Source organism: Streptomyces sp. NPDC039430 (assembly GCF_055639435.1).
Genome location: NZ_JBVKAK010000001.1, coordinates 574,857 through 597,603 on the forward strand (window position 1 = coordinate 574,857; position 22,747 = coordinate 597,603).

General features: G+C 69.6%; 13 protein-coding genes and 3 tRNA genes. 6 read left to right on the top strand and 10 right to left on the bottom strand.

From position 1 onward, the window contains the following. Positions 1-443: 443 nt before the first annotated feature. The 3 genes from ACZ7LS_RS02480 to ACZ7LS_RS02490 form a co-directional block, all read right to left on the bottom strand. Positions 444-1,121 (bottom strand): Lsr2 family DNA-binding protein, encoded by a 678-nt coding sequence (locus ACZ7LS_RS02480; RefSeq protein ID WP_385129955.1) that lies wholly within the window; start codon positions 1,119-1,121, stop codon positions 444-446. After that, positions 1,118-5,803, bottom strand: a complete 4,686-nt coding sequence (locus ACZ7LS_RS02485; RefSeq protein ID WP_385129953.1) for an RHS repeat-associated core domain-containing protein — start codon at positions 5,801-5,803, stop codon at positions 1,118-1,120. The genes ACZ7LS_RS02480 and ACZ7LS_RS02485 overlap by 4 nt, the downstream gene beginning before the upstream one ends. 243 nt (positions 5,804-6,046) lie before the next feature. After that, positions 6,047-6,457: a putative antirestriction adenine methyltransferase gene (locus ACZ7LS_RS02490; RefSeq protein ID WP_471063494.1), complete on the bottom strand. Its 411-nt coding sequence runs from the start codon at positions 6,455-6,457 to the stop codon at positions 6,047-6,049. Positions 6,458-6,486: 29 nt separating this feature from the next. Between ACZ7LS_RS02490 and ACZ7LS_RS02495 the strand changes: the two genes are divergently transcribed. Next, complete coding sequence (locus tag ACZ7LS_RS02495) at positions 6,487-7,440, top strand: tyrosine-type recombinase/integrase (RefSeq protein ID WP_385129949.1); 954 nt, start codon at positions 6,487-6,489, stop codon at positions 7,438-7,440. Positions 7,441-7,592: 152 nt separating this feature from the next. On the opposite strand, the gene ACZ7LS_RS02500 is transcribed toward ACZ7LS_RS02495, so the two are convergent. From ACZ7LS_RS02500 to ACZ7LS_RS02510, 3 genes are all read right to left on the bottom strand, one after another. Next, a tRNA-Ile gene (locus ACZ7LS_RS02500) sits at positions 7,593-7,666 on the bottom strand. 246 nt (positions 7,667-7,912) lie between these two features. Then, positions 7,913-7,985, bottom strand: a tRNA-Asn gene (locus tag ACZ7LS_RS02505). 5 nt (positions 7,986-7,990) lie between these two features. After that, positions 7,991-8,063, bottom strand: a tRNA-Asn gene (locus ACZ7LS_RS02510). A gap of 220 nt (positions 8,064-8,283) precedes the next feature. Here ACZ7LS_RS02510 and ACZ7LS_RS02515 point away from each other — a divergent pair. The 4 genes from ACZ7LS_RS02515 to ACZ7LS_RS02530 all read left to right on the top strand — a co-directional run bounded on the left by ACZ7LS_RS02515 (position 8,284) and on the right by ACZ7LS_RS02530 (position 14,058). Further along, the gene (locus ACZ7LS_RS02515; RefSeq protein WP_382518185.1) at positions 8,284-8,583 is read left to right on the top strand and encodes a YtxH domain-containing protein; all 300 of its coding nucleotides are present in this window, start codon (positions 8,284-8,286) and stop codon (positions 8,581-8,583) included. A 68-nt stretch (positions 8,584-8,651) separates the two neighbouring features. Next, the gene (locus ACZ7LS_RS02520) at positions 8,652-10,103 is read left to right on the top strand and encodes an FGGY family carbohydrate kinase (RefSeq protein ID WP_382518182.1); all 1,452 of its coding nucleotides are present in this window, start codon (positions 8,652-8,654) and stop codon (positions 10,101-10,103) included. Between the two features lie 296 nt (positions 10,104-10,399). After that, positions 10,400-12,133, top strand: a complete 1,734-nt coding sequence (locus ACZ7LS_RS02525; protein ID WP_382518179.1) for an ABC transporter ATP-binding protein — start codon at positions 10,400-10,402, stop codon at positions 12,131-12,133. Next, entirely contained in the window at positions 12,133-14,058 is a 1,926-nt protein-coding gene (locus ACZ7LS_RS02530) for an ABC transporter ATP-binding protein (RefSeq protein ID WP_385129946.1), read from the top strand. Before ACZ7LS_RS02525 ends, ACZ7LS_RS02530 begins: the two co-directional genes overlap by 1 nt. A gap of 177 nt (positions 14,059-14,235) precedes the next feature. Here the strand turns inward: ACZ7LS_RS02530 and ACZ7LS_RS02535 are convergent, their stop codons facing one another. From ACZ7LS_RS02535 to ACZ7LS_RS02550, 4 genes are all read right to left on the bottom strand, one after another. After that, on the bottom strand, positions 14,236-15,360 hold the full coding sequence (locus ACZ7LS_RS02535) for an RNA polymerase sigma factor (RefSeq protein ID WP_385129944.1): 1,125 nt from the start codon (positions 15,358-15,360) through the stop codon (positions 14,236-14,238). Between the two features lie 421 nt (positions 15,361-15,781). Beyond that, positions 15,782-17,692 (bottom strand): DNA primase, encoded by a 1,911-nt coding sequence (dnaG, locus tag ACZ7LS_RS02540; RefSeq protein WP_382968072.1) that lies wholly within the window; start codon positions 17,690-17,692, stop codon positions 15,782-15,784. Between the two features lie 132 nt (positions 17,693-17,824). After that, a complete protein-coding gene (locus tag ACZ7LS_RS02545; protein WP_382518167.1) occupies positions 17,825-19,111 on the bottom strand; it encodes an NAD(P)/FAD-dependent oxidoreductase in 1,287 nt (428 codons plus the stop codon). 349 nt (positions 19,112-19,460) lie between these two features. Beyond that, complete coding sequence (locus tag ACZ7LS_RS02550; protein WP_385129941.1) at positions 19,461-20,867, bottom strand: deoxyguanosinetriphosphate triphosphohydrolase; 1,407 nt, start codon at positions 20,865-20,867, stop codon at positions 19,461-19,463. Positions 20,868-21,127: 260 nt separating this feature from the next. On the opposite strand from ACZ7LS_RS02550, the gene ACZ7LS_RS02555 reads away from it, so the two are divergent. Beyond that, positions 21,128-22,609, top strand: a complete 1,482-nt coding sequence (locus ACZ7LS_RS02555) for a peptidoglycan D,D-transpeptidase FtsI family protein (protein WP_382518161.1) — start codon at positions 21,128-21,130, stop codon at positions 22,607-22,609. Positions 22,610-22,747 lie beyond the last annotated feature (138 nt).

A 22,747-nucleotide genomic window follows, 5' to 3' on the forward strand; every position in this document is an offset into this window, starting at 1 on the left:
GTCCGGGTCGTGCCGACACGGTCAGCAAGATCCCCGGCAGCGGCCGGCGTGCTGGCCAGTCGGGAGAATGCCGGATCGGGGGTAGTCACCATTCCTGGCCGCTTCGACTACGCCCGTCGACCGGCGACTGATGCCCCACTCCCAGGTGCTCGCCACCAGGCACGGACGGCAGCATCATGGCCAGCAGCAGGAACAGTTGAGTCCTCCCTCCGCACCCGCGGGGCGAGCCGCACGCCTCTCCGTCAACGCACGCCGTTCACCATGCATCGGCGGCTACCGAGGCCAGAGCGAGACGGATACCAAGAACAATTTAAGGCCTTTGAGCATCTCTGCCGACAACAGTGTTTTCCTTCTCAGCCCTTCCCGGGGAACAAATTCATCCCTCGGGCCCTCACTCCGCCAGAACCCGGGATGGAGGAGAGCGGGCAAGTTGATGAGCAAGCTCAGCTGCTGGTGGCCTGCTCCCATGCTTCGCGGATCTCGGCGGTGATACGGCCTCGGTCTGCCACTTCATACCCGTTGGCGCGTGCCCATTCCCGGATGGTGTTGGTGTCGACGGGGGGCCTGGTCGGGGCCTGTGTGGGGCTCCAGAGGGTGGGTTCCGAGGGGGCGAAGCTTGTCGCCTGTTCGAGGAGGTCCTTGGGAAACTGGGGGACGGCTGTCTCTCCGCTCAGGACGGAGGTGAGGAACTCGGTGAGGGTGCCGTCGAAGGTGAACCAGCGTGGCCCACGGGCCTCGTTCACGGCGATGCGCCAGGTGTCAGGGGCACCTTGCGGGTCGGTGATCCAGAAAAGGTATTCGCCGTTGTCGGTGCCGCCGATGGCGAACAGGTGTTGCGGATCGTACGGGACGGGGTGGGTGCCGCGGTCGTAATCAAGTTGGAGCTGCGCGCGGATTCTGGCGGGCATGGGGCCGGTGAGGTCGACCCATTCGGTGACGCCATGGGGGTGGTAGATGTGGATGTAGCCGGAGAAGACCCCGGGTCCGTAGGTGGCCGCGAGCTGTTTGTAGTCCTCGGGGAGTCGCATGCCGAGGCCGGCCTCGACCCCGTTCCAGTCGATGAGGGGAGGTGGACTCGGAGGGGGCGGGCAGAGCTGGGTGAGTGCAGCGATGGCGGTCACGGGGCTCCTCGGAGGCGTCGCTGTTGCTGTGCGGCGTGGTCGGGGTTTTCGAACTGCGCGTCAAGGTGGAAGTCGCCGCTTCCGTGGGCCTCCATCTGAATCCACTTCGGGACGGAATCCTTCTTGTCGTCCGTGTATTCGAGGTAGACGTTATAGGTGACAGTTTCGCCGTCCGCGACGGCGTTGTAGATGGACTGTTCCAGGTCTCTCATATGCGGGCTGTTTGTGGGGTTTTGTGTGATAGTAAACAAGTTATCCAAGGTGTCTCCGGAACCGCCGAGCATATTCGCCAGCATGTGTCCTCGCGCCTGGTTGTAGTCGGTGCCGTGTATGAACCCTGGGGGTTTCAACGAGTTCCGCGCGTCCGTGCCTTCGTCGAGCATGTCTCTCGTGATGGTCGCGTTCATCTCGTACGGACGGCCGTGTTCGTCCTGGGTGAAGGTGACCCGCCCTCCCCAGGTGGGGTCGGCCTCGCAGCCCGCAAGGCCCAGCGGGTCGGCCAGGGTGAAGGGGTTGGGTACATAGGCGTAGTGATTGACGGCGGGGGCGAGGCCGAGCGGGTCGGGGGTGATGTACCGGCCCAGGTCCGGGTCGTAGTAGCGGTTGACGTTGTAGTGGAGTCCGGTTTCCGGGTCGAAGTACTGGCCCGGGTAGCGCAGCGGGGTGTAGGCGGTGCTGTCACGGTTCCACTGGGTGGCGCCCCATGCGGTGCTGCGGGCCCGCCACGCGAGCGACCCGTCGTCTGCGACGAGTTCGCTGGGACTGCCGGACAGGTCGGTGACGATCGCGAAGAACCGCCGGTCGATCTCCTGCTGGGCGCTGTCGGTCTTGAACTCGCGCTGCGCCAGCGGGCGCAGCCCCGCGTAGTCCCACACCAGCGTCGTGCCCTCGGTGTACTGCTCGGCCAGCTGCGCCCCGTCCCAGCAGTAGGAGGTGGCTTCGACGACGTGGCTCTCGGAGTCCAGGCGCTGTTTGGCGATCCGGCGGCCGAGCGCGTCGTAGAGGTAGCTCCACCGTGCTCCGTCGGGGGTCTGGACGTGGGTGAGACGGTCTTCGGCGTCCCAGGTGAAGCGCCACGTGAGGGTCTTCCCGCTGAGGGTGGTGGTCTGTCGCAGGGTGATGCGGCCCTGGGCGTCGTAGTGGTACCGCCTTCGTCCGGCATGTGTGATGCGGGTGCCGTTGTAGCCGCGTGCGCCGGTGGTGTCCTGGCCAGGTGCCTGGGCGGGAAGGGCGGTGTGGGTCTGGTCTCCGTCGGTGTTGTAGGCGTACTGCTCATTCCACCCGCGAGCCTGGACGGCGGTGATCCGGCTCGCCGCGTCGAGGGTGTAGCTGCGGCGGCCGGTGTGGCTGTCGTCGATGCTGAGGGGGGAGCCGTCGGCCTGGTAGTCGAAGGTCCGTTCCAGGACGTCGGCGTGCGGCGTGTTGAGAGACTGACGGGTAAGGCGGCCCACTTCGTCCCAGTCCTGGCGGAACGTGAGCGTGTCCTCAAGGGTGCGTGCGGTTTCGCGTCCGAGTGCGTCGCGGTCGAAGCGGAAGGTGTGGTCTCCGGCCGTGTAGGTGGCCAGTCCCTCCCAGGTGTAGGCGAGGTCGCTGCCGGCGCCGGACGGGGTGCGCCGGTGGGTGCGCCGGCCGAGAGCGTCGTAGGCGAAGGCCAGGGTGCGCCCGTTGACGGTCTCGGAGATGACTCGTCCCGCCGCATCCCGCTGGAGGTCGATGCGGGCGTGGGCGTTGGTTATTCGTGAAACGTGGCCGGTCTCCCCGCGGGTGAAAACGCCTACGGAACCGTCGTCGTGGTACAGCTGGGTGACGCGGCCGAGAACGTCGCGTTCGAACGTCAGGCTCTGGCCGGCGGCGTTGGTGCGGCGTATCAGACGTCCGAGGGCGTCATGCTCGTAGGACAGGGTGCGGCCGTCGAAGTCGGTCTCGGACACGAGCCGGCCGGCCGCGTCGTAGGTGTAATGCCATTCCAGACCCTGGGCGTTGATGACTTTGGTGAGCCGCAGTTCCGTGTCGTGGGTGAAGCGGTAGCCGCCTCCCTCCGCGGTGCGGGTGGTGGCGGGCAGGTCGAAGTGAGTGGCCGTGGAGGAAGTGGTGCGGCCCATACGGTCGGTGTGGCCCACGAGATTGCCCTCGGCGTCCCAGGTCCATTCCTCCCGGGCGCCGTCGGGCAGCTCACGCCACGCGGGCTTTCCCTCGACCGTCCAGCCCTGGCGGAGCGTGCCACCCAGGGCGTCGGTGACGGTGGTGACGCGGCCGAAGGCATCCCGGGCGCAGACGGTACTCGCACCGTCGGGCGCGGTGATCCGCAGCGGTAGACCGGCCGCGTCGGAGGTTATTCGCGTGACGTCGCCAACCGCGTTGCGGACGCCGGTCACATGACCGCGGTCGTTGAACTCATACTCCGTGCGGGCGCCGGTGGGCTCGATCACGACGGTGCGGTTGCCATGCTGGTCATACGCGTAGGAACGCCGGATACCGCCGCGCTCGGTGACCTCGACGGGTTGCCGCATCTCGTTGTACACGGCGGTGGTGCGCACACCGTCGGGGGCGACAAGGCCGACGAGGCTGCCATGGGCGTCGCGTTCGAAGCGGGTCGAGTGCCCCAGGGCATCGGTCTGCGCCAGCAACCCGTCCTGGGCGTCGAACTCGAAGTGGGCCGTATGTCCCAGGGGGTCGGTCTCGGCGACCACCTGAAAAGCCTCGTTGATATGGAAGACCGTGGTGGCGCCCATGGAATCGGTGTAGCGGGTGACGCCGTGGCGGGTCTCGCTGTGGACCTCGTAGGTGAACGCGGAAGAGAGGAATCCGTCCGGGCCGACCGTACGGATGACGCGGCCGACGCTGTCGTACACGTACTGATAGGTGGAGTCGTTGCGGTCCGTCCAGGATATGATCCGGCCTTCCGCGTCGTAGGTGAACAGCAGTGGTAAGCCGGAGGAGTTGGTGACGGCTTCCAGATTGCCGTCGCCGTCGTAGCCGAAGGACCGCACCTGGACGGGACCGTCCGAGGTCTGCAGCGCCAGTGCGGTGACGCGGCCCCGTTCCGGGTCGCACGAGACCAGAACGCGGTAGCCGCCCCCATGGACCACCGTGGTCGGCAGACCGTCCCCGGTACGCCCGATCCGTATGACGTTGCCGTTGTGGTCCTCTGTCTCGCGCAGCCAGTACAGGCCGCCCGACTTGTAGGGGTTACCCGTGAATCGCCGGGTCAGGGCCGTACGCGGGTCCCTCACGGCGTACGTGATGTCCCCCAGCGCACTGGTCTCCACATAGGTGAGCGGCAGACGGTCGCCGTCGAGAGGCCAGACCTCCTCACCCTCATCACCGGGCAGGGTGGGGAAAATGAGCACCGAGCCGTCCGCTCGTGCCCACGCCGCGCCGCTGCCGAGCAGTTCCAGCCGCTCATCGAGCGTGGATGCCCAACTGGCCCCGAAGCAGTGGCCGTAGCGGTAGCCGGATATGTGCGTGCGTCGCAGGACCAGCGGCAGGACCCCGGGCAGGTCCAGATCCGTCTGAGGGAGCACCATGTCCCCGCTCGCGACATCAACGGGGTCGGTCTCGCAGCGGCGTTTGCGAAGAGAGACCGCCAACGCGCGGGAACTGTCCGGCGCTTCCCGCATCGATGCGGGACGGCTCCGCTGCCCGCCGTCCGCGCCGCCACGACGCCCGCCGCCCTCGCTGCCGTCCTTGCCGTCATCGGACGTGATCTTCTTGATCCTTTCGCGGATGTCCTGGTCCGTCTCCCTGTGCGTGGCCGAACTCTTCGTGATGGCCTTGGGCAAGGTCGTGCCGACGTGCTCGCCCAGGTCATTGAGCCCCTTACCGAGCTTCTCCGTCATCTTCTCGATGGTGGAATCGAGGACGGCCGTCAGTGCATCCTTGCCCCTGGCCCGCCCGTGGTGCCCCTTGGCCTTGCTGAGCTTGCTCCCCGCCTTGTCCCGCATGGAGATCTGCACACCAGCGAGCTTCGTTCCCGTCCGGCCGTGCGCATCGTGGTCGATCTCCGGACCGCCGCCGGGCCCAAGGCCGCGCGCCCCGTCGGCGGAAGCGAGTCGCAGTCCGTCCTTGCCTGCCTGCGTGGCCTGGTCGGCGTGGTAGCCCTCCTGTACGCCCGTGACATTCAGCGCGGTCTGGATCGCCAGGTCCGCCACGATGTTCTCCAACGCGGCGACCGCCGGCTGCGTGAGCGTCGCGACGATCTCCGCCACGGCCTCCTCCGCCATCTCCTTCAGGATCCGCTTGAACGCGATCCGGGTGGCGGCGATCTTGGCTCCGGCCAGCAGCGTCGAAAGGCCGGCTGTCAACGGGGCGAACGCCAGCGTGACTCCCACCGTCGCGCACAGTTCCGCAAGCTCACCCACCGCGGCGATCTTCCGCGCCACGATGATGTCCGCCACCCGGTCCAGCGCACCCCCGACGATCCGGGCCGCCGCAGCCAAGTCCTTGTGCTTGCCCTGAACTTTCGCCCAGTGGAGGTCGAGCGCCGTCAGCGACTCGCTCTGCCCGCTCGAAAGCAGTCGCTGAATGTGCTGATGAGCGGCGTGCCCGTCGTCGTCCGCATCGTCCGCGAACTCCCGCAGCGCGTCCGCCATGTCCCGGTAGGCGTCCTCATCAACGTTCGGCCATCCCACACCGACGACATCAAGCATGGTGTCGACGCCCTCAGGAATGGTGTAGCCCATGACACAACAGCCCCCATGTAACGCACAATCGCGCCGAGTCAACAAGATCGACCAGCATGACACGGGGAGATCACGCGATCCCAGTGGTTCCCCGGCCACCTGCCCGGCAGCCAGGCCCCGTCCTCCCATGCGGGGAGCCCCGTACCGCTCACATTGGTGGCGCCCACACCCAGCACGGCGGTCCCCGGGGCCCGCCGGTAGACGACACACGGCGAACCCGTCCGTCTTGGCCAACAAGCCCCTTTACGGTGTCGCGCCAGCGCGAACATCCAGGGCACGCCAGGGCGCGTCTTCCGGCACGGTGCCGTCCTGCACCATCCGGTCGATGGCCGCCCGTACGACGGCCGCCGTCGCCACCGGCACGTCCCGAACCCCGAACACCGTCTCCAGCGGCGCCGTCCCCGCCCGGACCGGTTCACCGGACGCCGCGTCGAACCAGCCCTCGGCCAGCTCGGACAGATGCCGCTCGAACACCGCAAGGATCACGCCGAGCGCCGTCGCGCTGTTGCCGATCTTGTACGCGGCCCGGGACGTCTCCGCCGCATCGAGTACGGGCTCGTACGGCTCGTACAGCTTCTCGTAGCCGCCGCCGTAGAAAGGGGGGAAGGAGCACACCGGAGCATCGCCAGGGACCTGCTGGAGCCAGGAGCGCACGTACTCCACCTGGATGAGGCCAGTTCGACGTGCAGAAGGAGAAACGCCGCATCGCCCGTCGAGCCTTCCTCGACTCGAACGCGGCACTCCGCGAGGGCGGAAAGGGGCTACGGAAGACCACCTCCGCCGCCACCACGCACCGCATCAACGACACCCTCAGCTCAGCTCTGTCCTGGGGGATCAAGCGCGAGCAAGAGTCCGGCGACAACCTCGTCAGCTTCCGCACCAAGCAGGACCGGAAGCGCCAGGAGTGGGGCACGGCCTACGTCGAGAGCGGCCGGGTGTGGACGCACGAGAACGGTGAGGAGCTGCACCCCGACTGGATATCCCGACGCTTCTCCCGCCTCGTGGAGCTGTCCGGCCTACCTCCGGTCCGCCTGCACGACCTGCGACACCTCGCCGCCACCCTGTCCCTGCTCGCAGGCCACGACATCAAGGGGGTCCAGGAGAAGCTGGGGCACTCCTCGCGCCAGATCACCTCCGACACCTACACCAGCGTGCTGCCCGAGATGATGCGGGCCGAGGCCGAATCGGTTATGGCCGTCGTTCCCCGCGACATCCCCTTTATCGTGCGCACCCCGCTGTCGATCCCCGAAACAGCCCGGCGGAACAACATCGCCGTCTTCTTCGCCCACGGGGCACGACAGTCAGATGGCACCTGGGCCGTTGGAGCACAGGCCCAGCCCGGCTCTGCTCTCCTCGGCATGATCACCCTGGCCGGGCGGGGCCAGGAGGACGCTGCCAACGCGGCCGTGAAGTGGATACGGGATCACTGCACCACCAACGACCTGGAACTGGTGCGGGTGGAGAACTTCAACGACCGCTACCCGGAGGGGCAGCGGTCGGACTTCTCGCTCCCGCGCTTCACGGTCGCCCGCTCGGAGTCCCCGGGCGTGGGCGGCTGGCCGCTGCCCACGGGCCTGCCGCCCGCAGCCTCCCGGGCCGCCCGCCGGGCTCCGAACACCCGTCGGAAGGCTGCGTAAGGGCGCTTCTGTCCGCTGAATCGTCCCCGCGTCCACTGTGTGTCCACTGGATCTTGGTCTGAACGAATGAACGGGGATCGCCACGCGGGAGTGGCGACCTACGTTCACCCGTTTCCCCAGTGTAGAAACGGTTCTCCTGGGAGAAGCATGCGTGGGGCGGGTGGGACTCGAACCCACGGCCGACGGATTATGAGTCCGCTGCTCTAACCGGCTGAGCTACCGCCCCTAACGGCGCGTCGCGCACATTTGTGCGCGCCGTCTGCCGCAGCATAGCCGCTCATACGATCTCCTGCCTCGGATGGTCGGCATCCTCTGACCATGAGGACTTCGCCATGCGCCGCTCGGTTCCAGGAACCGCGGAGTAGATCCGTAAGAGGTACCCAAAAGGGGCGCGACGCCCAGTTGGCGGAGCATCGGGGAGTGATCACGAACACACGAAAGAGGGTCCCGAAGGACCCTCTTCGTACTACCGCTCCCCCGGCTGGACTCGAACCAGCAACCCTCCGGTTAACAGCCGAATGCTCTGCCAATTGAGCTACAGGGGATCGCGCTCCCCCGACTGGACTCGAACCAGTAACCTGCCGGTTAACAGCCGGCTGCTCTGCCAATTGAGCTACAGGGGATTGCTGCGTCTGCATCGAACGTACCCTCCCCGGTCCTCCCGGGCGGCGCGCGTTCGCTGCGACACATACATTAGCGCAAGCAGGGGGGTGCTTTGCCAATCGGTATCGACCCGGGGTACGCCGGGTGATCCCGGGCCCCGACGGGGTAGGCGGAGAGCACAGAACGACGGTCCGACGCTGACGCTGGGGACTGCGACGCCGAGAGGGAAGGGTGGCAGCCATGCGGTACCGCCTCACATTCATCGCGGGACTGGCTTGCGGATACGTCCTGGGGACCCGTGCCGGCCGTGAGCGCTACGAGCAGCTCAAGAAGTCGGCCCGCCAGGTGTCGCAGAATCCGGCGGTGCGCAACGCGGCCGAGTCCGCCGCGCAGAACGGCCGCGAGATCGCGGGCAAGGCGTACCACTCGGTGAACGGCATGGTCGGCGACAAGCTGCCGGACTCCGTCGCCCAGCGTGTGCGCTCCCTGCGCGAGCGGAGTCAGAACGGCCAGGACGACTGGGGTACGAGCAATACCTGACCCGGATCCGGACACCCGGGCGTCCCGGCAGCGCGCCTCGTGCCGCGCGTGGGGCAGAATCGGGTGGCATGGGAATAGTCGCCGGGTTGGACAGTTCGTCCGGGTTCACACGCGTCGTGGTCTGCGACGCGGACACAGGTGCCGTGCTGCGGCAGGGGTACGCGGCCCATCCGGTCGAGCCCAAAGCCACCGAGGTCGATCCGCAGGCCTGGCTGCTCTCGCTCGGCGAGGCCGCGTCGGGCGGGCTGCTGGAGGGTGTGCAGGCCATCGGGGTCGCGGCGCAGCAGCACGGCATGGTGGCGCTGGACAGGCAGGGCAACCCCGTACGGCCCGCGCTGGTCGGCAACGACAAACGCGCGCAGGTCGCCGCCGCCGATCTGGTCGACGCGCTGGGCGGGCGGCACGCCTGGGCCGAGGCCGTGGGATCCGTACCGCAGTCGAGCCAGCTCGTGGCCAAGCTGCGCTGGCTGGCGCGGACCGAGCCCGAGGCGGCGCAGCGCACCGCGCTGGTGCTCCAGCCGCACGACTGGCTGGTCTGGCAGCTGCTGGGGCGGCCCGCGCGCAGGACGACCGACCGGGGCGGGGCCTCCGGGACCGGCTACTGGTCCGCGCGTACCGGTGCGTACCGGCCTGATCTGGTGGAGCTGGCGCTCGGGCACCAGGCCGCGCTGCCGGAGGTGCTCGGCCCCGCGGACGCCGCCGGGACCACTCCCGAGGGGCTGCTGATCTCGGCGGGGACCGGTGAGACGATGGCCGCCGCGTTCGGGCTGGGCGTCGCGGTCGGGGACGCCGTGGTGTCGCTGGGGGCGTCGGGTTCGGTGATGGCCGTCCATCACGAGGCGGCGGCCGACCCGTCCGGAATGATCACTTCCTTCGCGGACGCCACCGGGATGCATCTGCCCGTCGTGCACACGCTGAACGCCGTCAGGGCGCTGCGCGGTACGGCGGAGCTGCTGGGTACGGCGGAGCTGGCCGAGCTGTCGGAGCTCGCGCTCAAGTCCACGCCGGGCTCCTCGGGGCTGGTGTTCCTGCCGTATCTGGAGGGCGAGCGGACCCCGCAGCTGCCGCACACGGCGGGCACGCTGACCGGACTGCGGCGCGAGTCGATGAAGCCGGAGCATCTGGCGCGGGCGGCGTTCGAGGGGATGCTCTGCTCGCTCGCCGACGCGATGGACGTGCTGCGCGGGCGAGGGGTGGAGGTGCGGCGGGTGTTCCTGCTGGGCGCCGCCGCCGAGCTGCCCGCCGTACAGGCCCTGGCTCCGGCGATCTTCGGGGCGCAGGTCGTCGTACCGCAGCCCGCCGACTACACCGCGATCGGCGCGGCGCGGCAGGCGGCCTGGGCGCTCGGGGTCTCGCAGGGGTCGCTGTCCCCGCACAACCCGCCGGCCTGGCAGGGCGCGGCGGCCCAGGTGTTCGAGCCGGGTGAGGACGCGGCGGTGGGCACGGCGGTACGGCAGCAGTACACGGCGACGCGGGAGCAGATCCACCCCGGGGCGTTCGGGCACGGTCACGGGAGCTGACGGGGCGGGTCGGCAGGTCAGGGCCGGTGGCCGCGCGGAGGCCGGTGGGCCGGGTCCGGGGGCCGGTGGTCCGGTCGGGGGCCGGTGGGCCGGGTCGGCGAGGCGCCCGGGGGCGGTGCGCCGCCGTGCGCCGTCGGTGCGACGTCCGCGCGCCCGCAGGGCGGCCGGAGCGCGCTCCCGTTCTTGACCCGTCCTTGGCCATAAACCCTTGGGGCTCAGCAGGGCCGGTACCGCAAAATGGGGGCTGATCCCCGTTCTCGCGATCTTCACCCCGAGCCGACCCCGAGAGACTGCGCGTGCTGCTGAGACTTCTGCGAGCCCATCTCGCCCCGTACAAGAGACCGATAGCCCTGCTGGTGGCGCTCCAGCTGCTGCAGACCTGCGCCACCCTCTACCTGCCCACCCTCAACGCCGACATCATCGACAACGGTGTCGTGAAGGGGGACTCGGGCTACATCCTGGAGTTCGGCGGCATCATGATCGCCGTCAGTGTCGTCCAGGTGATCTGCAACATCGGCGCCGTGTACTACGGCGCGCGGACCGCCTCGGCCCTCGGCCGGGATGTGCGGGCCGCCATTTTCGGGCGGGTGCAGAGCTTCTCCGCCCGTGAGGTGGGTCACTTCGGCGCACCCTCGCTGATCACCCGCACCACCAATGACGTCCAGCAGGTCCAGATGCTGGTCCTGATGTCGTTCACGCTGATGGTGTCCGCGCCGATCATGTGCGTCGGCGGCATCGTGCTGGCGCTCGGCCAGGACATCCCGCTGTCGTCGGTGCTGCTGGCCGTCGTGCCGCTGCTCGGGATATCCGTGAGCCTCATCGTCAGGAAGATGCGGCCGCTGTTCCGGACGATGCAGACCCGGCTGGACACCGTGAACCGGGTACTGCGCGAGCAGATCACCGGCAACCGCGTGATCAGGGCCTTCGTACGGGACGACTACGAGAAGGACCGCTTCCGGGGCGCGAACACCGAGCTGACCGATGTCGCGCTGTCGACCGGCCGGCTGATGGCGCTGATGTTCCCGACCGTGATGACGGTCGTGAATCTGTCGTCGATCGCCGTCGTCTGGTTCGGCGCGCACCGGATCGACAGCGGCGGGATGGAGATCGGCGCGCTGACCGCGTTCCTCGCGTATCTGATGCAGATCGTGATGGCCGTGATGATGGCCACCTTCATGTTCATGATGGTGCCGCGCGCCGAGGTGTGCGCCGAGCGCATAGAAGAGGTGCTCGACACCCGTTCGAGCGTCGTGCCGCCGCGGAACCCGGTGCGGGAGCTGCGCCGGCACGGGCATCTGGAGGTGCGGGGCGCGGAGTTCCGCTTCCCCGGTGCCGAGGAGCCCGTCCTGCGCGAGGTGTCGCTGGTGGCGCGGCCCGGTGAGACGACCGCGGTCATCGGGTCGACGGGCAGCGGGAAGTCGACGCTGCTCGGGCTCATACCGAGGCTGTTCGACGCGACCGGCGGGGAGGTGCTCGTCGACGGGCAGGACGTGCGCGAGCTGGATCCGGTGCTGCTGGCCAAGACCGTGAGTCTCGTACCGCAGAAGCCGTATCTGTTCTCCGGGACGGTGGCGACGAATCTGCGCTACGGCAATCCGGACGCGACCGACGAGGAGCTGTGGCACGCGCTGGGGGTCGCTCAGGCCAGGGAGTTCGTCGCCGCCCTGGAGGGCGGGCTGAACGCGCCGATCGCGCAGGGCGGTACGAACGTCTCCGGCGGGCAGCGGCAGCGGCTCGCGATCGCGCGGACGCTGGTCCAGCGGCCGGAGATCTATCTGTTCGACGACTCGTTCTCGGCGCTTGACTACGCCACGGACGCGGCGCTGCGCGGCGCGCTGGCGCGGGAGACCGCGGAGGCGACCGTCGTGATCGTCGCCCAGCGGGTCTCCACCATCCGTGACGCGGACCGCATCGTGGTGCTCGACGAGGGGCGGATCGTGGGGTCGGGCCGCCATCACGAACTGATGGCGGAGAACGAGACATACCGGGAGATCGTGCTCTCCCAGCTGACCGAGGCGGAGGCTGCCTGATGAGCGGTCCTGGCGGACGCATGATGATGGCGGGCCCCACACAGCGGTCCATGGACTTCAAGGGCTCGGGCAAGCGGCTGCTGAGGCTGCTGGCCGTGGAGCGGACCACCCTCTGGTGGATGTTCGCCGCCGGAGTGGTGAGCGTCGCGCTGTCGGTCGTGGGTCCGAAGATCCTCGGACAGGCGACGGACCTCATCTTCGCGGGGGTCGTCGGCCGGCAGACCCAAGGCGGTGTCTCCAAGGCGGAGACCATCGAGGGGCTGCGGGCCAGGGGCGACAACGGAGCGGCCGATCTCCTCTCCGGGGTGGACTTCACCCCGGGCCGGGGCATCGACTTCGGCGCCGTGGGCGAGGTCCTGCTGATCGTGCTGGTGGTCTATGTCGCCGCCGGGCTGCTGATGCTGGTGTCGACGCGGCTCTCCATCCGGGTCATCAACCACACGGTGTACCGGATGCGGGAGGAGATCCAGGCGAAGCTGTCGCGGCTGCCGCTGTCGTACTTCGACCAGCAGCCGCGCGGTGAGGTGCTGAGCCGGGCGACGAACGACATCGACAACATCTCGCAGACCATGCAGCAGACGATGGGGCAGCTGATCAACTCGCTGCTGACGATCATCGGTGTGCTGGTGATGATGTTCTGGATCTCGCCGCTGCTGGCGCTGGTCGCGCTGGTGACGGTGCCGCTGTCGGTGCTGGTGGCGGCGAAGGTCGGCAAGCGGTCGCAGCCGCAGTTCGTCCAGCAGTGGAAGGTCACCGGCGCGCTGAACGCGCATATCGAGGAGATGTACACCGGGCACGCCCTGGTGAAGGTCTTCGGGCGGCAGGACGAGTCGGCCGAGGCGTTCCGCGAGCAGAACGACCAGCTCTACGAGGCGGGATTCAAGGCGCAGTTCAACAGCGGGATCATGCAGCCGCTGATGCTCTTCGTCTCCAATCTCAACTATGTGCTGGTGGCGGTCGTCGGCGGTCTGCGGGTCGCCTCGGGCTCGCTGTCGATCGGTGATGTGCAGGCGTTCATCCAGTACTCGCGGCAGTTCTCGATGCCGCTGACGCAGGTCGCGTCGATGGCCAACCTGGTGCAGTCGGGTGTCGCCTCGGCCGAGCGGATCTTCGAACTGCTGGACGCGGAGGAGCAGGAGCCCGACGCGCCCGCGGTGGAGCGGCTGCACGAGCCGCGGGGCCGGGTCGCCCTGGAGCATGTGTCGTTCCGGTACGAGCCCGACAAGCCGCTGATCGACGATCTGTCGCTCTCGGTGGAGCCGGGGCAGACGGTCGCGATCGTGGGACCGACGGGCGCGGGCAAGACCACGCTGGTCAATCTGCTGATGCGGTTCTACGAGGTCACGGGCGGCCGGATCACGCTGGACGGCACGGACGTGGCGCGGATGTCGCGTGCGGAACTGCGGTCCGGGATAGGCATGGTCCTCCAGGACACATGGCTCTTCGGCGGCACGATCGCGGACAACATCGCGTACGGCGCGTCGCGCGAGATCACCCGGGAGGAGATCGAGGAGGCGGCGCGGGCGGCCCACGCCGACCGGTTCGTCCGTACGCTCCCCGACGGGTACGACACCGTGATCGACGACGAGGGATCGGGGGTCAGCGCCGGTGAGAAGCAACTGATCACCATCGCGCGGGCGTTCCTGTCCGACCCGGTGATCCTGGTGCTGGACGAGGCGACCAGTTCGGTGGACACCCGGACCGAGGTGCTGATCCAGAAGGCGATGGCGCGGCTGGCCCACGGCCGTACGAGCTTTGTGATCGCGCACCGGCTCTCCACGATCAGGGACGCGGACGTGATCCTGGTGATGGAGAACGGCGCGATCGTCGAACAGGGCTCGCACGAAGAGCTGCTGGCGGCGGAGGGCGCGTACGCGCGGCTGTACGCGGCCCAGTTCGCGCAGGCGGTCGCCGAAGTGGACTGACCGGCGCGGCCGTTGGGTCGTCGGCAGACGTGATGCGCCATGCGTCACGTGTCACGGGCGCCGCGTCCGTTTCCGCCTTCGGGTGGGTACGGGCGCGGCGCCCGTTTCAGATCTCGGGGCTGCGGGCTGCGGGCTCCGGGATAAGGGGAACGGGGCCTGGGCTCGTCGCTCGCGGCCTCAGTCCAGATAGCCGCGGAGCTGGTCGGCGTAGGCGTGGTCGCGGAGTTTGCCGAGCGTCTTGGACTCGATCTGGCGTATGCGTTCGCGGGTCACGCCGAAGATGCGGCCGATCTCCTCCAGGGTGCGGGGCCGGCCGTCGGCCAGTCCGTACCGCAGCTGGACGACCTTGCGCTCACGCTCGCCGAGGGTGGAGAGCACGGCGTCCAGATGCTGGCGCAGCAGCAGGAAGGCCGCCGATTCGACGGGGGACGCGGCGTCGCCGTCCTCGATCAGATCGCCGAGCGCGACATCCTCCTCCTCCCCCACGGGCGCGTGCAGGGAGACCGGCTCCAGGGAGAGCCGCAGCACCTCCCTGACCCGTTCGGGAGCCAGCTCCAGCTGGGCGCCCACCTCTTCGGGGGTCGGCTCGTAGCCGCGCTCCTGGAGGAGTCTGCGCTGGACGCGTACGACGCGGTTGATCAGCTCGACCACATGGACCGGAACGCGGATGGTGCGCGCCTGGTCGGCGAGCGCCCGGGACATCGCCTGGCGGATCCACCAGGTCGCGTACGTCGAGAACTTGTAGCCGCGGGCGTAGTCGAACTTCTCGACCGCCCTGATCAGGCCGAGGTTTCCCTCCTGGACGAGGTCGAGCATGGTCAGTCCGCGGCCGACGTAGCGCTTGGCGACGGAGACGACCAGCCGCAGATTCGCCTCGATGAGCCGGCGCTTGGCCATCCGGCCCAGCACGACCAGCCGGTCGAGGTCCAGGGCCAGCTGGGAGTCCAGATCGGGGGTGGTGCTCAGCTTCTCCTCGGCGAAGAGGCCGGCTTCGACCCGGCGTGCGAGGTCCACTTCGTCGAGGGCGGTGAGCAGCGGTATCCGCCCGATCTCCCGCAGATACTGGCGGAAGAGATCGGAGGAGGGGCCGCCGGTGTCGGCACGGCTGCCCGGCCGGCCCGTGGGCTCGGGCACGAGGGGCACCTCCACGGGGTGCTCGGTGAGGGGCTCTTCGGCAGGCGCGAGAGGTCTGGTCTCCGCCTCCGCCGCCGGGACGGCCTTCTCGGGGTGGTGCGCGGCGCGGCTCTGCGAGGGGACGGCGGGCGCGAGGCCGGCCGGGGGCGCGGGCGCCGGCGGTGGCACGGCGGACGGGGCGTGCGCGGACGCGGGCGAGGGCGCGGGCGCCGGTGGCGGCGCTGAAGGAGGCGCTGAGGGAGGCGCTGAAGGAGGCGCTGAAGGAGGCGCTGAAGGAGGCGCGGCTAACGTCTCGGAGAGGGTCTGGGTCTGGGTCTGCACGGGGGGCGACCTCCAGGTGATCGCTGCCGGTTCGGGGCGGGGGCGTACGGCAGCGGGACGAGGACGGCCGGGCCGCCTTCCGTCCCGTACACGATGAGCGGATCCGCGGGGATGGGACGCCCACCGTCGGTAGGCCGGCCGCGCTCCGGTGAACTCAGGCACCGACCCCAGTGTGGGGTACGACATATCGCTGCCACGAGGGGCGTGCGGTGACTTTTTGCGCCCTGTACGTAACCGCGCCGTTACCGCGTGGAGCCCGGGAGGCCCTCTACAGGGCGGCGGCGCCGTCGTTGCGCAGCGACTGGCCGTACTGCTGAAGCACCCACAGTTCCCTCTGGACGGCCGCGTAATGGTCCGGATCGGACTGCGTGCCGAGCCGGGTCAGCGTGCCGGTCACGTCGCGGACGCGGCGGTCGACGGCGCGCAGCCTGACCTGGACGAGCTGCTGGCCCGCGTAGACCTCGTCGATCGTCTTGCCGTGGAAGACCTCCACCGCGAGCTCGGTGACCATGGCGCGCACGGCGTCGTTCGGCGCGGCGTCGCGGACCCTGGCCAGATACTCGGGGGCGGACTCCAGGCCCTGCTCGGCGCCGCCCGCGTCCTCTATGGCGCGGCGCACGGCGGCGTACGGCGGGGCCGTGAACTCGTCCTCGCCATAGGCGTCGAAGGCCGGGGAGACCAGCTCGGGCCGCTGGAGGGCGAGCTTCAGCAGCTCGCGCTCGGTGCGGTGGGCGGGGCTGCGGAGGTTGAGCGCGGGGCCCGTGGGCCCCGGCGAGGCCTGCGTCCCGTACGCCTGCGACTGCTGCGAGCGGCGCTCGGGGGCGGGCGCCGGGCCCCGGCCGCCGCGGTCGCGCGCCCAGCGCGCCATCTGCGCGACGCGCTTGACCACGAACTGGGTGTCGAGGATGCCGAGGATGCCGGCGAGCTGGACCGCGACCTCGTGCTGCGAGGAGCCGTTCTTGATCCGGGCGACGATCGGCGCCGCCTCGTCCAGCGCCGCCGCCCGGCCCGCCGGGGTCTCCAGGTCGTACCGGGAGACGATCTGGCGGATCGCGAACTCGAAGAGCGGCGTACGCGGGTGCACCAGGTCCTGGACGGCCTCGTCTCCCTTGGCGAGCCGCAGCTCGCACGGGTCCATCCCGTCGGGGGCGATGGCGATATAGGTCTCGGCGGCGAACTTCTGGTCGTCCTCGAAGGCGCGCAGCGCGGCCTTCTGGCCCGCCGCGTCCCCGTCGAAGGTGAAGATCACCCGGGCGCTGCCGTTGTCCATCAGCAGCCGTCGGAGGATCTTGATGTGGTCGCCGCCGAAGGCCGTGCCGCAGGTGGCGATGGCGGTGGTGACCCCGGCCAGATGACAGGCCATCACATCGGTGTATCCCTCGACGACCACCGCGCGGCTGGCCTTGGCGATGTCCTTCTTGGCCAGGTCGACGCCGTACAGCACCTGGGACTTCTTGTAGATCGACGTCTCGGGGGTGTTGAGGTACTTCGGGCCGTTGTCGTCCTCGCGCAGCTTGCGCGCGCCGAAGCCGACGACCTCGCCCGAGATGTCGCGGATGGGCCACATCAGCCGGCCGCGGAAGCGGTCGATGGGGCCGCGGCGGCCGTCCTGGGAGAGGCCCGAGAGCAGCAGCTCCTTGTCGGTGAAGCCCTTGCCGCGGAGAAAGCGGGTGAGGTGGTCCCAGCCGACGGGGCTGTAACCGACGCCGAAATGCTCGGCCGCGGCCTGGTCGAAACCCCGCTCGGCGAGGAATTTACGGCCGGTCTCCGCCTCGGGTCCTGAGAGCTGCTCGACATAGAACTCGGCGGCGATCTTGTGCGCCTCGACCAGGCGGGTGCGCTCGCCGCGCTGGCTCGCCGGGTTGTATCCGCCCTCTTCGTAGCGGAGGGTGATGCCCGCCTTGGCGGCGAGCCGCTCGACCGTCTCGGAGAAGGAGAGATGGTCGATCTTCATCACGAAGGCGATGGTGTCCCCGCCCTCCTGGCAGCCGAAGCAGTGGAAGAGACCCTTGCTCGGACTGACCTGGAAGGAGGGGGACTTCTCGTCGTGGAACGGGCAGAGCCCTTTGAGGTTGCCACCGCCCGCGCTGCGCAGCTGGAGGTAGTCGGACACGACGGCGTCGATCGGGACCGCGTCCCGAACCGCCTTCACGTCGTCATCGTTGATCCTGCCGGCCACGCGTGAATTCTACGGGGACGTACTGACACCCACGGACCGTCCCGTACGCGGCCGCCGCGTACGCCGGGACCGGCTCGGGTGCTCAGCCGCGTCCGCCGAGTCCGCCACGGCCGTCATGACCGGGCCGGGTGCTCAGCCCGGGTCGGTGCTCAGCGAGCCGAGCGGAACACCCGGATCCGCGAGGGCGTCCAGATCCTGCCGGGCCCCGGAACGGATGAGGCGCTGAATGTCCTCGGTGACGTCCCACACGTTCACGTTCATCCCGGCGAGCACCCTGCGGTCCTTCAGCCAGAACGCGCAGAACTCCCTCTTTCCGGCGTCGCCCCGCACGACCACCTGGTCGTACGAGCCGGGCGGGGCCCAGCCGGAGTACTCAAGGCCGAGGTCGTACTGATCGGAGAAGAAGTACGGGATCCGGTCGTAGACGACATCCTTGCCGAGCATGGCGCGGGCGGCGGCCGGGCCGCCGTTGAGGGCGTTGGCCCAGTGCTCGACGCGTACCCGGTCGGTGGCGGGCGTGGCGCCCCAGCCGGAGACCGGGAAGGCGGCCACGTCCCCGGCCGCGAAGATGTCGGGGTCGGAGGTGCGCAGCGCGGCGTCCACGGCGATGCCGCCGCCGTCCGCGCGGTCGGCGAGAGCGAGGCCGGCGGCTTCGGCGAGAGCCGTGCGCGGGGCGGCGCCGATCGCGGCGAGCACGTCGTGGGCGGGGTGGTCCTCGCCGTCGTCCGTACGGGCCGAGAGGACCATGCCGTCCTGGCCGGTGATCTCGGTGAGCCGGACACCGAAGTGGAACCGTACGCCGTGCTCCTCGTGCAGATCGGTGAAGAGCTGGCCCAGCTCGGGGCCGATGACCCGCAGGAGCGGGGTCTCCTCGCTCTCGATGACGGTGACCTCGGCGCCGTAGCCACGGGCCGCCGCCGCGACCTCAAGGCCGATCCAGCCCGCGCCCGCGATCACCAGATGGCCGTTGTCGCGGCCGAGGGAGACGAGCACCTGGCGCAGCCGGTCGGAGTGCGCGAGGCGGCGCAGATGATGGACGCCCGCCAGGTCCGTGCCGGGGATGTCGAGGCGGCGCGGTTCCGCGCCGGTGGCCAGCAGCAGCTTGTCGTACCGTACGGAGGCGCCGTCGCCGAGATGTACGCACCGGGTGTCCCGGTCGATGGAGGTGACGGTCTGGCCGAGATGCAGCTCCACCTGGGCCTGGGCGTACCACCCGGGCTCGTGCACGAAGACGCTGTCCCGCTCCTCGGAACCGGTCAGATAGCCCTTGGACAACGGCGGGCGTTCGTAAGGATGGTCGCGCTCGTCACCGATGAGGATCACCCGGCCGGTAAACCCTTCCGCGCGCAGGGTTTCCGCCGCCTTGGCCCCGGCGAGTCCGCCGCCGACGATGACAAATGTCCGATGTGCGTCGACCACTTGATGCCTCCTCTTCGCGCTGCCGCCATCTGCGAGCGTCCCGCACGGAGCGTGATGGCGAAAGAGGGAGCGCTCCACGGGCATGTCTCACTGCTGTGATCCGGCTACTCTCGTGCAACCGATGATCAGGAGCCGTGAGGCATGAGGGGCGCATGTCACCCATTCATTGCACCACCTCCATCGGAGCACCACTCATTGGACCACCGGCGGGTCCGCGCGGGCCGCACGTGTGAGCGGTGATCGCGCAGTGGTGTCAGGACTGGGCGGAATCAGGGCTCAGCGGTGTCGCGGCCTGGTCGCGTCGGGACTCAGCGGTGTCGCGGCCTGATCGCGTCGGGACGCAGCGGGATCAGAGCGATGCCGAGCGGCGGCCGGTGAGTCCCGCGTGCAGGGAACGGGCCGCCGCGTCGGTGAGCGACGCGATCTGGTCGACGATGACGCGTTTGCGCGCCCGGTCGTCCCGGGCGGCGTCGAACAGCGCGCGGAACTGCGGATCCAGCCCCTCGGGTGCGCGGGCCGTGAGCGCGTCCGCCAGCTCGGCGAGGATGATCCGCTGGTCGGCGCGGAGCACCTCCTGTTCGGCACGCTGCATCACATAGCGGTCGGCGACGGCCTTGAGGACCGCGCACTCGCACCGGGCCTCGCGCGGCACGACCAGCTCGGCGGCGTACCGGGTGAGCGGGCCCGTACCGTACGCCCGGCGGGTGGCGCCCTCGGCGGCTTCGCAGAACCGGCCGATGAGCTGGCTCGTGGCGTCCTTCAGCCGGGACTGCGCGACGGCGGAACCGTCATAGGAGTGCGGCCACCACTCCTGTGCCATCAGCCGGTCGAGGGCGGCCGACAACTCCTGCGGGTCCGTGCCGGCCGGTACGTAGCGGCCGATGGCCACCTCCCAGATCGCGCTCCGTTCGGACGCGGAGGTGAGCGCGGCGGGGTCGACATGGCCGGCGTGCAGCCCGTCCTCGACGTCGTGGACGCAGTAGGCCACATCGTCGGACCAGTCCATGACCTGCGCCTCGAAGCAGATGCGCTCCGCCGGCGCGCCCTTGCGGGCCCAGGTGAAGACCGGCAGATCGTCCTCGTACACACCGAATTTCACCGAGCCGGGCTCGGTGGGGTGCGCGCCGCGCGGCCAGGGGTATTTGGTCGCGGCGTCCAGGGCGGCCCTGGTGAGGTTGAGGCCGACGCTGATCAGGCCGCCATCGCCCGGACCACCGGTCTCGGCTCCGGTCCGGACGCCCTCGGCCACCGACGCGTGGGTGGCCGGGGCCGGGGCCACCGCCTCGGACCGTACGAAACGTTTCGGCTCGATACGGGTCAGCAGCCTCAGGGACTGGGCGTTGCCCTCGAAGCCGCCGCAGTCGGCGGCGAAGTCGTTGAGCGCCTGCTCGCCGTTGTGGCCGAAGGGCGGGTGGCCCATGTCGTGGGAGAGACACGCGGCCTCGACGAGATCCGGGTCGCAGCCGAGGGCCGCGCCGAGCTCACGGCCGACCTGGGCGCACTCCAGTGAGTGGGTCAGCCGGGTACGGGGGCTGGCGTCCCACTCCTGGCCACGGGATCCGGGGGTCACCACCTGGGTCTTGCCCGCGAGCCTGCGCAGCGCGGAGGAGTGCAGTACGCGGGCGCGGTCGCGCTGGAACGCGGTGCGGCCCGGACGCTTGTCGGGTTCCGGTGCCCAGCGCTCGGTGGCCGCGTCGTCGTACCCATGTGCTGGTTCCGGGGGGTGCGGTGTGGTGGTGCCCGTGGTGCCTGTCATGCACCGAAGGTAACCGGCGCGAGTGACGGGCGGGGGTGACGGGCGCGGGCTCCCGGTGTGGCTCCCCGTGGCTGCCGGTGACTCGCGGTCCGTCTCGGGCCGTCGCGGTCCGTCGCGCGGCGGGTCTCGCGGCAGGTGTCGCCGACTCGCCGGAACCGCTGGGTGATTCGTCGCATCTTTACCAGGAAGATCGAATGTGTGACCACGTGCGCATGCGTGGAGACGACCCCGCGGGTGCGTGGGAGAGGAGAGAGAGCTCGATGAACAAGCCACTGAGGCGTATCGCCGTCTTCTGCGGGGTGCTCGTACTGGCCCTGCTGGTGCGGGCCAACTGGCTTCAGTTCGTCCAGAGCGACAGTCTCGCCAACCACGAGAACAACCGCCGGGTGAAGATCGCGCAGTTCTCGCAGCCGCGCGGGGACATCATCGTGGGAGACCGGCCGGTCACCGGCTCGCGGGAGGTCACGGACGCGGAGTTCGCGTACCGCCGGACCTTCACCGAGGGGCCGCTGTACGCCCCCGTCACCGGCTACGCCTCGCAGGCCCAGGGCATGTCCCTGCTGGAGAAGACGTACGACGAGGTGCTGAGCGGGCAGGACGACCGGTTCGCCTTCGGGCGCGCCCTGGACGTCCTCACCGGCGAGAAGCCACGCGGCGGTGATGTGATCACCACCATCGACGCGAAGGCACAGAAGGCGGCCTACAAGGGACTGACCGACCTCGGCGCCCGGGGCGCGGTCGTCGCCCTCGATCCGCGGACCGGCAAGGTCCTCTCGCTCGTCTCCACGCCCTCCTACGACCCTTCCGTCTTCGCGGGGCTGTCCTTCAAGGAGGGCGACAAGTTCAAGGCGCTCGACGCCGACAAGAGCAAGCCGATGGCCAACCGCGCGCTGCGGGAGACCTATCCGCCCGGGTCCACGTTCAAGATCCTGACGGCCGCCGCGGCCCTGGAGCACGGGGTGATCACGGACATCGACGCCCCTTCCGACGCCGTCTCCCCGTATCCCCTGCCACTCTCGACCAACAGGATCGGCAGTGAGGCGGGCGACGAGGTGTGCGACAGGGCCTCGCTGAAGACCGCCATGCAGTACTCCTGCAACAACGTCTTCCTCGACGCGGCGGCCAAGGTCGGCGCGGCCAAGATGCGCGAGACAGCGGAGAAGTTCGGGTTCAACGCCGACGTCTACTCCGAGGACTTCGGGGACATGCTGGCCACCAAGAGCCTCTACCCGGAGAAGCTCGACCGGCCGGGGACCGCGCTGACGGGCATGGGCCAGGGCAGTCTCACCAGCACCCCGATGCAGATGGCCATGGTGACGGCGGCCCTCGCGAACGGCGGCAAGCTGATGCAGCCCTACATCGTGGAGGAGCTGCGCGGCCCCGATCTCTCCACCCTGGAGAAGCACGAGCCCGCCATGAAGAGCCGGGCCGTCTCCGAGGACACCGCGGAACAGGTACGGGAGATGATGGAGTTCACCGCCGAGGAGGGCAGCGCGAAGCGGGCGCTGATCGACGGCGTCACGGTCGGCGGGAAGACCGGCACCGCGCAGCGCGGGGTCGATGTCAGCAAGGAGGTGCCGTACGGCTGGTTCGTCTCCTACGGCCAGAAGGGCGACGCCTCCGTCGCGGTCGCGGTCTTCATCGACCCCACTGACATGGACATCTCCCGTGCGGACATCTCCGGCGGCAGGCTCGGCGCTCCGATCGCGAAGAGCGTCATGAAGGCCGTGCTCGAAGGGTGAACGCCGGACGCCTCGGGGTACGCGGGGGCGGGCGCCGCGGGGCTCTCGGGAGCGGTCGCCTCGCGACACGCGGGAGCGGTCGCGGGGGCGGGAGTGGAAGTGGTCGCGAGAGCGGGGGCGGGGCCGGGGCAGGCGGGC